General features: G+C 60.6%; 9 protein-coding genes. 6 read left to right on the forward strand and 3 right to left on the reverse strand.

Annotation, left to right across the window (positions count from 1 at the left end; all coding sequences use genetic code 11):
- The 3 genes from GBM95_RS12355 to GBM95_RS09130 form a co-directional block, all read left to right on the forward strand.
- The coding region (locus GBM95_RS12355) for a hypothetical protein (protein ID WP_193222646.1) at positions 1 to 257 on the forward strand (257 nt) is incomplete at its 5' end.
- A gap of 717 nt (positions 258 to 974) precedes the next feature.
- On the forward strand, positions 975 to 1727 hold the full coding sequence (gene zapD, locus GBM95_RS09125) for a cell division protein ZapD (protein WP_226963252.1): 753 nt from the start codon (positions 975 to 977) through the stop codon (positions 1725 to 1727).
- A 27-nt stretch (positions 1728 to 1754) separates the two neighbouring features.
- The gene (locus tag GBM95_RS09130) at positions 1755 to 2012 is read left to right on the forward strand and encodes a DNA gyrase inhibitor YacG (RefSeq protein WP_152158819.1); all 258 of its coding nucleotides are present in this window, start codon (positions 1755 to 1757) and stop codon (positions 2010 to 2012) included.
- Between the two features lie 22 nt (positions 2013 to 2034).
- On the opposite strand, the gene GBM95_RS13115 is transcribed toward GBM95_RS09130, so the two are convergent.
- Positions 2035 to 2718, reverse strand: a complete 684-nt coding sequence (locus tag GBM95_RS13115; RefSeq protein ID WP_308690885.1) for an NUDIX domain-containing protein — start codon at positions 2716 to 2718, stop codon at positions 2035 to 2037.
- A gap of 78 nt (positions 2719 to 2796) precedes the next feature.
- Here GBM95_RS13115 and GBM95_RS09140 point away from each other — a divergent pair, with 78 nt between their 5' ends.
- Entirely contained in the window at positions 2797 to 3858 is a 1062-nt protein-coding gene (locus tag GBM95_RS09140) for an AraC family transcriptional regulator (protein WP_193222647.1), read from the forward strand.
- 316 nt (positions 3859 to 4174) lie between these two features.
- The gene (locus GBM95_RS09145; RefSeq protein ID WP_152158821.1) at positions 4175 to 5452 is read left to right on the forward strand and encodes an MFS transporter; all 1278 of its coding nucleotides are present in this window, start codon (positions 4175 to 4177) and stop codon (positions 5450 to 5452) included.
- A 26-nt stretch (positions 5453 to 5478) separates the two neighbouring features.
- Here the strand turns inward: GBM95_RS09145 and GBM95_RS09150 are convergent, their stop codons facing one another.
- Complete coding sequence (locus GBM95_RS09150; protein ID WP_152158822.1) at positions 5479 to 6618, reverse strand: serine/threonine-protein kinase; 1140 nt, start codon at positions 6616 to 6618, stop codon at positions 5479 to 5481.
- 113 nt (positions 6619 to 6731) lie between these two features.
- Positions 6732 to 9488 carry a preprotein translocase subunit SecA gene (secA, locus tag GBM95_RS09155; protein WP_152158823.1) on the reverse strand — a complete coding sequence of 919 codons (2757 nt, stop codon included), beginning with the start codon at positions 9486 to 9488 and terminating at the stop codon, positions 6732 to 6734.
- A 347-nt stretch (positions 9489 to 9835) separates the two neighbouring features.
- On the opposite strand from secA, the gene GBM95_RS09160 reads away from it, so the two are divergent.
- Entirely contained in the window at positions 9836 to 12172 is a 2337-nt protein-coding gene (locus GBM95_RS09160) for a coiled-coil domain-containing protein (protein WP_152158824.1), read from the forward strand.
- Positions 12173 to 12493 lie beyond the last annotated feature (321 nt).

Below are 12493 nucleotides of genomic sequence, written 5' to 3' on the forward strand. Positions count from 1 at the left end.
TCGAGCGTGGGGCGGCCGCGCCTGCTCCTGCAGGCGGGCACAAGCGCCGCGACGGCGCTCTTTGCTTCGTCAAGCTTGAGATCCAGCTTCTGCTGAGCATCATTCCCGGCAAGTCCAAGATTTGCAAGCTGCTGCTGACGCCAGTACTTTTCTGCCGCCTCGGCACATTCCGGGCGGAATGCCTCAAAGTCAATGACGCCGCAAAGCCGAAGGGCGATGTCGTCTCCGGCGGTCTTGAGTTCTTTCACGGTAGCTGAGGGAAAGAGGCCGGGGTTGACAGAGGGATCGAAAGACTGATAGACTATTTTCATAATGGGTGGTTTGTTTATGTTGTTTTCGCAAATTCAATTATAACACAAAACACCCATTTTTCATGCCTGTAAACTCTGAAATTTTCAGAATTTACAGGCATTTATTTTATGGAAGTCCCCTTAAATTGAAGTCAATGATGAATTCAATGTTCCAGTTTCGCATTACGGCAAAACTACATGTGTACCTTTGCATTTCACGACGAAATATTGCCGAAAAAGATGACTGCAGAGGCGCTGGAAAGAGTGCCGGCAGCAATCAGGATTGCGGCCGGAGATTTAGGCTGCAGCCTTCCGGAGTCGAATGATGAGGCGGATCTTGTGCACCTGCTCGTGAGTTATCCTACGAATGCGAGCATCAATGAGATGAGATAGCACACTGCTTTAGATGCAGTCGTTCCGGACGGTATGCGAGGAATATCGGGAACCCTTGAAGGCGGCGGAGCCGGGCTCTGCTGGTCGCGCAGTTACTTCGTTTGTTCAGTAGGCGGTGCTTCCCCGGAGGTTCTTTTAAAATGCATTGAGAATCAGACAAACGAATAGCCGCCATTCCTCCCCGCCCCTTCCGGGGCGAGGGCTCCTGGCGGATTTTACTGACGACGGCGGCCTCCTCCGGGCCGCGGCTATCCCGACGCATTTTCTCCCCGCCCAATGCAGAACTCCGACTTGCTTCTCTACGAATTTCCCTGCAGCGAAAAGAACCGCTTCTTTCTCCGGTTCGAGTCGCTCGCGAAGCGCTTTGACTGGTACTGCAGTCAGGACTGCGCCATTGCGCATCAGGCCGCGATCGGCACGATTTTCGACCTCGCCGACGTAGCGGCAAGAAGCGACCTCAGAAACGACCTGGTGCAGGAGCTTCTGCGTCAGAAATGCGCGCTCGAGGCCAGGTGCCGAGAAAAGGGATCGCCGGACGAGAACCTTTCCGAACTGCTTCAGGAAGTGAGCAGCGTCTCGCGCGAAGTTTCTCAGGTGGTTGGGCGCTCGGGTCAAAGCATCCGCGACAACGAATGGCTGCAGCTCATCCGCACCCGTCAGCATCTGCCGGGCGGCACCTGCGAATTCGACATGCCGCAGCTTCACTACTGGCTCTCGCGCCCGCCCGAGGAACGAAGGAAGGAACTTCTTTCCCTCACGGAATCGCTCGCGCCCACCATCCGCGCCGTTAGTCTCATTCTCCGGCTCATGCGCTCTAGCACCCGCGTCACGAATGAGAAAGCCGTCAACGGGATGCTCCAGCTTTCCGTCACCGGGAAGAACTACAGTCTCGCGCGCGTCTGGCTCCCGCAGGAAGCGAAGCTCATCCCGGAGGTGAGCGCCAACAAATACATGCTCTGGATTCGTTTTTCGCTCCCCGACGAGCGCCACAAGCTTCACGCAGTGCATGAAACCATTCCCTTCCAGCTCGGCCTTTGCCAATAAGACCTGAAAGTCTCAGGAAAGAAATAAATGAAAGTTCCCTGCCCGATCTGCGGCAAGATGACGGAGTATTCCCGCGAAAATCCCTGGCGCCCCTTCTGCAGCGAGCGCTGCAAGATGATTGACCTCGGAGAATGGGGCAATGACGGCTATCGGATCCAGGGCGAGCCCGGATCCGCCGACAGAATGTCGCCGGAGGAATTCGAGGATGCGGCGCGGCGCGCCGACGAACTCCGGGAACGGCTCGAGGCCGGAAAGCAAAGCGGCGCCCGCGGGCGCCGCCGTTGAGAAAGAATCTTTCGCTCTTCCTTTACATCACGGGCTTCACGCCGTGAGCGCCCTTCGCCTGCCAGAACGCAAGGTCGGCAGCGGGCGCGCCGTCGACATAGGTCGGAATGCGCGGTTCACCGTTCACGAGAAGCCCGTCAAAGGCTTCCGGCGGAACGATGACGAAGTCGTAATCCATGGCGACGGCTTTCAACACATCGTCCATCGTTTCGGCGCGGGCGCCGACCCAGCGGTAGCTGCGGTCGCGGACGATCGTCGCCTGCAGGGCGTTGCGCGAAAGCGTGAGGAGGTCCGAAGACTCTTCAAAAACCTCGGGGAGCTCAACGCGGTTCACGATCGCCTGATCGACCGGAAGCATGAGGCCGGGGGTCCGCTCATTGGCAGCGTAGAACCCGCACTCCTGGCCTTCCTTCGGCACGGGCGTGCCCACGAAGTCGTGGGAGCGGCGGAAATGGAGCCGCACGTGGGCATGCGGATAAATGTGCTCCTTCACGAACCAGGGCGTGGAGTCCGCAAGCGCAATGCCGAGCTCTTCCTCAAGCTCTCTTGCAAGCGCCTGATGAACCGTTTCATTCTTTTCGAGCTTTCCGCCCGGGAATTCCCAGTAGCCGGCATAGGGCTTGCCTTCAGGACGGGAACCGAGAAGCATTCTGCCGTCTTCGCGAATCAGCACGCCGACGGCGACATCAACAACCTTGTCGCTCACAATATTCTCCAACGATGAGCGCGGAAGCATCATTTGTTCCGCGCGCGCAGAATGCATTGTCTCTTATCCGCGTCGACTTTGCTTGAGGTAATCTGCGCAGTCTTTCTGCACGACGACTCCCGTACCGCCATGCCGGATCTTCTTTCCAAATTTCTTGAAACGCTTTCACCGCGCTCCTATGTCGCCACCGGCATGCGAGCGTCTTCAGGTCTTGCGATCCGCTACGACGCTTTTGCCGGACTCAAGCTCATCTGCGTCGATCACGGCGCCTGCTTCGTCAGCCCGTCGGCCGATGCCGACGAACGGATCGAACTCCGCGAGGGCGACGCCATCGCGCTTGTTGCGCCGCAGAACTACATCATCGCGACAAGCGCTGACGCCCCTCCCCGGGAGTCCCGGGATGTGAATCCCAGACTCTCCGACGGCCTCGCGCTCTATGGAGACTCAGGCTGCGCCTCAGTTCGCCTTTTTGCCGGCAAGATGGTGCCCGACAAAGCGGTGGCGCAGTTCTTTTTCTCCGCGCTTCCCTCAGTCCTCGTCATCCGCCGGGACGAAGGCGGCGACTCAATTCGAAGGATGATGCGCATCATCCATTACGAACGTCTCGGGCGCGAGCCCGGAGCCGAATACGCAACGAGCCGTCTGATCGATCTCGTCATGCTGACAGTCATCCGGTTTGCGCTGCAGTTTCCTGATGCCGGCAGAGCCGGCCTCTTCCTTGCAATGAAGGACCGCAGGCTCGTCCCGGCGCTCTGGCTCATTCACAACGAACCGGCCCGCGACTGGACCGTCGACATGCTCGCCGAAGCCGCCCATATGTCGCGTCCGCGATTCTCGGCCCATTTCAGGAGCATTATCGGCATGCCGCCCATGGACTACCTCGTGCGCTGGCGCATTCGGCTTGCCGTTCAGCGCCTGCGCGACACGGATGATCCGGTGAAGGTCATCGCAGCTTCGCTCGGCTTCAAAACCCCCGTCGCTTTCGCAAGAACTTTCCGGCGGCAGGAAGGCATAACGCCGAGGAAAAGCCGCGCAGAGTCCCGGAAATTGCTGCAGGCAACGCTCGAGAGCACGCTCCGCGAAGCTGACGGCGAAGCGCCCTTCGCAGAGAAAGAAACGATGACGAAAGCCGATGTCTGAGGTCCCGGATAGTCTTCTGTGAGATGACGACTATTTTTTATTTATTTTTCAATAATCTATAAAAATTTATACACGATCTGCAGATTTGAGAATGCCAAAAATGACACGATCTGCAAGTGAAAAACCTCTCAAATCTGCACGATCGGCAAGCATCGTTCAGACGATCGTTCCTCACGACTTTCTGTAAACAAGCTGCCCGGGATCGTCCCGCGCCCGGCGGAAAGTTGAGATTTTTGGTCTATTCTTCGAGATTTTCGGCAACTCCCGGGGCGCCATACCTTCATAGACTTCCGGAATCGTTTTTCCGGAGTCCTGAATGTCTCTTCAGACATCTTCTCTTCTTCCCCGTCAGAGCCTGACCTTTACCGCCGCGTCCCTTACGGTGCTCATAGCCTTCGGCGCCTCGGCGCTCCCGGTGCCTCTCATGAGCACCTGGACGCGCGAGTTCGGGCTCTCCACTGCCGCCATCGGCATGACGGTGCTCCTCTACGTGTTCGGAAACGCCTGTTCGCTTCTCTTCTTTGCGAGGCTCTCAGAAGTGATCGGCCGAAGGGGCGCGGTTTTCGTTTCCCTTCTTTTCGGCCTCGCCGCCTGCGGCTTCTTCCTTCTCGCGAATACGCCCGCCTTTCTGATGGCCGGGCGCCTGCTTCAGGGCCTTGCCTGCGGCATCACGACGACGGCCGCCATGAGCTGGTGCGTCGACAGCGCGCCGCCCCGCCGCAGCTGGCTCGCTACGGCCGTGAGCTCATCAGGACCGCTCGCGGGCTTCGTCATTGCCACCATCGGCGCGGGCGTTGCCATTGAAACGCAGCTTGCAGGCACCCGGGGGCTCTTCTTCTGCGTGCTCGTCCTTGAGCTCCTGGTCTCGTTGCTGGTATTCCTCGCGAGCGAAACCGTCACGACGAAAAGCGCGAAAAAAGGCATTCTGAAGCCCTCCGTCATGCCGCCTCCGGGCTACGGAAGGAGACTGGCGCTCGCCGCAACCGGTTTTGTCGGCACCTCTGCGCTCACGTGCTTCTTCCAGGGGTTCTCCGCAAGAGTTGCCGAAGGGCTCTGGGGAACCGACGCTCCGATTGCGCTGCTCTCCGACCTCGTCTACATTTCGCTCGTTCTCCCCAATGCGCTCGGCGCCTTTGCCGCCGCCAAATTCCCGCCGCTTAAGGTCTTTGCGCCGGTAGGACTTCTCTACGTCGTCACCGGGTGCGGGACTTTTCTCTCGGTAGCCTGGCGGCTCCCGGAACTCTTCCTCGCCTTTGCGCTTGTCTGCGGCGCCACTCAGGGCGCGCTCACGGCCGCCTCCTTCAAGATGCTGCTCGAAGGCTCGCGCATCATGGAGCGCGCCCGGCTTCTTGCCGCGCTCTACCTCATCAGCTACATGGGCACCTGCATCCCGAACGTCGTCATCATGATTTTCGGCAAGAGCGCCGGGCTCAACGCCATTGCCTACGGCTTCGTGCTCTGGTTTGCGCTCACGCTCGCCGCACTTCTTTATTTCCTGCGGGAAGTGAAGGCCGAACGCGCCATGAAGGAGGTTCTTGCCAACGAAGAACGCCGGGAAGAAGCAAAGGAGGCGTCCGGCACCGGGAGGTCATAATCCGGCATCCTCCCGGATCTTCCGCTTCAGGCCCAGAAGACGGCGCCGCAGGCGCCTCGCCCAAGATCTATCCGAAGTTCTGCGCTTCCCTCGCGCCAGGACTGGATGAGGCTTCCGGGAAGAGGCGCCGCCGCCCTGAGGCCGGGAGAAAGCATCAGTTCCCCGATCGTCACGCGGACCAGCGCGCGCTCGAGCCCCGGCAAAGGCGCAGAAAGAAGCGCGCACCGGATGCCGTCAAGGAGCGCTTCGCCTGAGCGCGTCTCCCCCTGAACCGCGGAGAGCCTTCTAAGAATTTCCGGAATAAACCGCGCCAGCACGCCTGCCGCGACTTCTGCCTCCAGCGGCGTTTCCGCTCCGAAAAGCCCGAAGGGAATCCGTCCGCCCGCCGCGAGGGCGCGCTTCCGCACGAGCTGCGAGAGAGCCGTGGAGAGCCCTGCAATCACCGATTCCGTTCTTGGGTCTTCTTCCGAAGTCACCTCCGCGATCGGCGAAGCGCCCGTGGCAAGAAGAATCAGCACGTCGCCCGGATGGATCCCGGACGACGCCCGCCAGGCTGCGGGCCCGGCGAGCCAAAGCCGGTCGCGAACGCCTTCGAGTACCTCGCGCCTGATGCCCGCGCTCGTTGCAGCAATCCAGACTTCTCCTCCAGTGCGCTCCGCATGAAAGACCGCCGCCCCCATTTCAAGCGCCCCTTCGGCGATTCGAAAGGGGAGACCGAGCGCTTCGGCGCCCCTGCCCCGGGGCTCGTCGAGAAAGGGCTGCGCGCGAGCCGCCTGAAGCGCCTCCATCATGCTTCCGACGGGATAGTGCTCAAGGACCGGCCCGGCGGCTGCGGCAATGAGATTTTCCTTCTCCACGCCCAGAGCCCCGGACGCAGCATCTTCGAGCGCCAAAGCCGTCTGGTCTGAAAGCGGCCCGAACCCGGCAATGCCGACAGATGTCGAAATAAAGAGCTTTGCTGGAAATGCGCGGCGCTTCTCCGCTGCCGCCCATTGAATGCGTGCAGCTGATCCGTCCTCGCGAGGGGCGCCGGCGGGAAGCGACCGGCCGGCCGTGCGCGCAGACCACTCCGTGCCGCGCCGAAGATCCGCAGCGAAGACGGTTCCGGAGGGATCGCTCTGAAACCGGATTCCCGGCACATGAAAGCTGCTCCCGATGCGGATCATGAGAAATGCTCCCGAAAAAAGAAATCGCCCGGCGGGTTCTCTTTAGAGGAATCCGGCCGGGCGAACGAATGCGCCTCGTTCAGGCGCAGAAAGGCTTCTTGAAAAGCTTCAGATTACTGGAGCTTTCCGTGGCAGTCCTTGAACTTCTTTCCGGAACCGCACGGGCACGGGTCATTGCGCCCGACATGGCGGAAGAGTTCGCGCAGACGCGCTTCCTTTTCCTCGTCGGAAAGAAGGTCAAGCGAGCTTCCCGCATCCTGCGGCATCGGATCGGCGGTCGAACCGCCGTCTGCGAGGCGGGCCGCATCGGCGCGCGCTTCGCCCTGCTCGATATTGGCATCCGCGGCGGCCTGAGCTTCCTCAGGGAGCTTGATTTCAACGCGCATGACGACCGAGACGAGCGTTTCGCGAATCGAGTCGAGAAGGCGCTCGAACATGCTGAAGGCTTCGCGCTTGTATTCCTGTTTCGGCTGCTTCTGAGCGTAGCCGCGCAGGTAAATGCCCTGACGCAGCGCGTCGAGCGCCGCGATGTGCTGGCGCCAGAGCTGGTCGATGACCTGCAGCAGCACCGAACGCGTGAAGCTCGCGAACGCTTCGTGGCCGACAAGCTTTTCCTTCGCTTCGTAGATTTCGTTCACGCGGGCGAGAAGCGCCGTGAGGAGATCCTCGTCGGTCGTCTGGTCGTTTTCGTCGAGCATCTTCCGGAACGGAACCTCGATGCCGAATTCGTTCTTGAGCTTCTCGGAGAGCCCGTCGAGGTCCCACTGCTCCTCAACCGTATCGGCAGGCACGTAGCTTCTGAAGAGATCCTGGAAATAGCCCTCGCGGAGGTTCTTCACCATCTCGGACGAATCCGGGGATTCAAGAATCTCGTTGCGCAGCCCGTAGATCTCGTGACGCTGGTCGTTCTGAACGTCGTCGAACTCAAGGAGCTGCTTGCGGATGTCGTAGTTGCGGCCCTCGACCTTGCGCTGCGCCGACTCGATCATGCGGGTCAGCATCTTCGATTCGATCGCGACGCCGGGCTCGAGCTTCAGACGGTCTGCAATGGCGCGCATGCGGTCGCCGCCGAAGATGCGCAGGAGCTGGTCCTCCATCGAGAGATAGAAGCACGACGACCCCGGGTCGCCCTGACGGCCTGCACGGCCGCGGAGCTGATTGTCGATGCGGCGCGACTCATGGCGTTCGCTGCCGATGATGCGAAGGCCGCCCGCCTTCACCACTTCATCGTGGAGCACCTGCCACTCGGCCTTCACCTTGGCGATCTTCTCCGCCTTCTGTTCGGGCGTGAGCGACTCGTCGAGCTCGATCTCGTCGACCGCCTTGTTGATGCCGCCGCCGAGCACGATGTCCGTGCCGCGGCCGGCCATGTTGGTCGCAATCGTCACCATGCCGGGACGGCCGGCTTCGAGAACGATCTGAGCTTCCTTCTCGTGCTGCTTGGCGTTCAGAACATTGTGGGGAATGCCTTCCTTCGTGAGAAGGTTCGAGAGGAGTTCGGAATTTTCAATCGACGTCGTGCCGAGAAGCACCGGCTGGCCCTTTTCGTGGCAGGCCTTCACGTCCTTCACGATCGCGTTGTACTTTTCCTGAACGGTGCGGTAGACCTTGTCCTGCTCGTCGATGCGGATCATCTTCCGGTGCGTCGGGATCACAACGGTCTCAAGGCCGTAGATGTCCTGGAACTCATAGGCTTCCGTATCGGCCGTGCCGGTCATGCCCGAGAGCTTCTCGTACATGCGGAAGTAGTTCTGGAAGGTGATCGACGCCATCGTCTGGTTTTCCTGCTGGATGCGCACGCCTTCCTTCGCCTCAACGGCCTGGTGAATGCCTTCGCTCCAGCGGCGGCCCGGCATCAGACGGCCGGTGAATTCGTCGACGATGACGATTTCGCCGTTCTGCACCACGTACTGCTGATCGCGATGGAAGAGCGTATGGGCCTTGAGCGAGGCCATCAGGTGGTGCATGAGGATGATGTTCTTCGGCGAATAGAGCGATTCGCCGGGAGCGACGAGACCGCGCTCGGAAAGAATCTTCTCGAGCTTCTCGTGGCCGGATTCGGAGATGTAGACCTGGTGGGCCTTTTCGTCCACCCAGTAGTCGCCCGGTCCCTTTTCCTCGGTCTGACGCGTGAGGAGCGGCGGGATCTCGTTGATCTTGATGTAGAGGTCCGTGTTGTCGTCGGCAGGACCCGAAATGATGAGCGGCGTTCTCGCCTCGTCGATCAGAATGGAGTCGACTTCGTCGACGATCGCATAGTAGAGGCCTCTCTGACGACGCCCCTTGATGTCGTACTCCATGTTGTCGCGCAGGTAGTCGAAGCCGAACTCGTTGTTCGTGCCGTACGTGATGTCGCACGCATAGGCCGCGCGCTTCGTTTCCGTATCCTGCTGCGAGAGGATCTTGCCGACCGTGAGGCCGAGCCAGTTGTAGACGCGGCCCATCCAGTCCGCGTCGCGCGAGGCGAGGTAGTCGTTCACCGTCACCACGTGGCAGCCCTTGCCCGGAAGGGCATTGAGGTAGACGGCGAGCGTCGCCGTGAGCGTCTTGCCTTCGCCCGTGCGCATTTCAGCAATCTTGCCGTCGTTGAGCACCATGCCGCCGATCAGCTGCACGTCGAAGTGGCGCATGCCGAGCACGCGCCGGGACGCTTCGCGCATCACGGCGAAGGCTTCAGGCAGAAGCTCGTCGGTCGTCGCCCCCTTGGCGATGCGGTCGCGGAATTCCTGCGTCTTTCCCTGGAGTTCGGCATCCGAAAGCGCCTGGATGGCAGGTTCAAGCTTATTGATCTGCGCCACCTTGCGCTGGTACTGCTTAATCAGCCGGTCGTTGCGGCTGCCGAAGATCTTGGTTAAAAGTTCGTCAAACATTGTTCTTAGCTCGGAATTCTCTGGTCCGCACCAAAAGACGGCCGTCCGGGGAGAATTCTCAGGACGCCAAAGGGGACCGGTAACGGGTTGCGCTGCCGCGAAGCGGTTCAGGGAAGGATGGAAGACTTTGGGTAGACTCTTCACCTCAATGAAGCGGGCTTTGATGAGCTTTCATCGTCTCCTCTGCCCGCAGCTTTCCTGCCGCCGGGCAAGAGCTTCCCACAGCGTAACCGCAGGATTATCGCAGATTGCGGAGGATCAATACCTTAACGCATCCGGGATTTGGCAAGGAAAGTTTTCTTTCAGGCATCTTTTTCTGAGGTTCCACCGTGCCCAAATTGCGCCGAATGCCCGCCGACTTTCAGCTGAAGCGCCGGGGCTTCCGTTCCCCGCAGCGCTCGCTCGAACAGAGCTCCCGCACGGCCGACCTGGCTGAATCCTATGCGCTCTCCCTGCGGGCCGGGAAAGCCGTAGCGCCCGTCATCAAAGCCATGGGACTTGCGCTTGACTACGAGACCGGCAGAGGCGTGCGCATTGAGAACAACAAGGCGGTCTTCATCACCGACAGCGCCGCGCAGCTCTCACGATTGAGAAACCTCTCCAAACGCCTCCTTGAAAAGCTCGTGGCCGACGGAGTGCCCGTCCTCGGGGTCGAATTCAGGCTCCGCGGCAGACGCGCACCGGAAGAGGAAGCTGAAGCGATCTCCCCCGTGAGAACGACCTCGATCATTGCCGCTGCGGAACTTCTCTCCGCTGCCGAAAAGCTCATCAACCCGGAACTTCGCGAACAGATCCGGGCGCTCGCGCATACTTTGGAACCGAGCCCCGAAGAGCTCCCGCTCACCGTTCTCACTGCCATTACGTCCCAGCACGAGCGGCTCGCGAAGCTCGAAAGCGAAATCAAAGGACTCCGGGAAAAGCTCCCTCATGCTCCCGACCCGCATCTTGTTCCCGAAGAGGCTGCCGCCGCCGCAAGCGAGGAACTCGCGGGCGTCCGGGAAAGGATGTTGAAGCGCATCGCGCGCCGCGCGTCCTTTGAAAAGACCGCCAGCGAGGCAGATGCCGAAAGAAAGGCCCTTCTTCCCCTGCTCAATGCGCTCGAATCGCGCGCGATGGCCGGGAAGGAAGAGGAGTCCGTCGACTTCCCCGGGCTCAGAGACGAAGTCATTGCGTTCGCCCGCAGGCTCTCCGCCGCCCTTCGAAGCGTAAAGGACGCGAGGGAGCGCCTCACCGCTCAGGTCGAAGAGGAAAAGCAGAAGAAGGAGAGCGCGCACGAGCCCTCGAAGGAATCCGACGAGGAGCGCGCGCTTGCGCTTCGCGCCGGCTTTCCCGCACCGCCCCCCAATATGGCGCTTCGCGAAAAGCTCCGCGGGAGTCTCGCAAAGCTCCTCTCCGAAATCCGCGTCACAAGAAAAGCCCTTGAGAAGGCCCACGACCGTCTTCCGCCTGCAGGCAACATTCTTGCGGGCGACGAAAGGCTTGCCGCCGACATTGAGCGCCTGGCAGAGGCCCGGAAGAAAGGCGAGAAGTCGCCCGAGGAGGCGCTCTCGCCTCAGAGTTCGCGTCTTCTTCTCATCTGGAATTCCCGGTCGGAAATTGAAGAGAAGCTCTCTCTGGCTTTCAAAAAGCTCGAGGCGCTCGAAAAAACGCTCGAGAGCGATCGGCCGAAGCTGCGCGTACCGAGGAGCTTCTCAGCATCGGCGCTCGCTTCGGACTTTGCGGAACTCCGCAAAATCGATCTTCGCCGCCCGGAGGATGAAGGCGCGCTCAATACGCTCTCCTCCGAATCGGAATACCTGCAGGAAGCGGCCGAGATGCTCCGCTCGAGCCTCCCCAAAGGGGAGCTTCCCGGCGAAAATCCCGCCGAGGTGCGGCTCGATGCCCTCGCGGGGATCCTGCGCGAACATCTGCGGGCGATTCTCTCCGCGCTCGGACTCTCTCCCAACGAAAGCATCATTCCAACCGAAGAAGAGGCCGCGGCCTCTCCTGAAACGAGCGCGCTGAGGGAGCGCCAGCTCGCAAGGCTCAATCTCTGGCGCGAACGGCGCGCCCTCGTTCAGAAGGCGGAGGATGCGCTTAAAGATTTCTCGTCCGTCCTCTCGTCGCCTAAGGATTCTGACGAACAAACGTCCCGGAACGTCCTCTTCGCCGCGCTCGAAAAGTCGCTCATGAACGCCTTTGAGCTCGCGGAAGCCGCGCGCCGTGAAGCGGCGCCGAAGATCCCTGCGCTCACGCTCGAATCGGCGGATGCCGAACGCACCCGGCGCGAGGAAGCCGAAAGGGCCGGGAAGGAGCGCGAAGCAGAGGAAAAAAGCAAAAAGACCGTGAAGGCGCCGAAGCCTCCTGAAGCGGCTCCCGGGAGTCTTCAGGAAAAGCTTCAGATCCTTCGGGACATTCTCCCGGTCTGGAAGGAGCGCCTCCCCCGCGCGCCTGATCCGAATCTGATTCCTTCTGAAGCCGATGCCGCACGCCGGGAGGACCTGCGGGAAATCCGCGGCCGCATGCTGCTCAGGCGCGCGAACCACGAAGCCTTCACGCAGGAATTTGACGAACTCTCCGGTCTTTTCGCTCAGGTCGAGGGCATGGCGGCCAATCCGCTCGCCGACGAGGCGGAAACGAAGCGCCTCGCGCAAAAGCTCGATGACTGGGCGAACGACTTCTCCGCCCGCCTCGCAAAGCTCTGAAGTCCGCGTGTTCAGCGAGCGAATCGGGTAGGAGGCATGGGATTAGTTCCCATGCCGTCCTCCCACACCACCGTACGTACGGTTCCGTATACGGCGGTTCCTAGTATCAAGGCTTAACGGCCTAACATGCACTCCATTCCACTGGGGCCCCTGCTAGTCCAATCCAAGTCCATCCCTGCTTCTCAAGGAAGGCGTCGCCAAGGGCTAGGTGTAGTATGGGACCGGTGGATGTCAAGTGAGCTTTCGCCGATTTTGTTCTTAAAAAGTAGGTTGTAGTCTGAGCTCAGTGAGGGCTTTGCCCTCTCCGCCTTCGGCGGATTC

This window comes from Sutterella seckii (genome assembly GCF_009183815.1).
Lineage (GTDB): Bacteria > Pseudomonadota > Gammaproteobacteria > Burkholderiales > Burkholderiaceae_F > Sutterella > Sutterella seckii.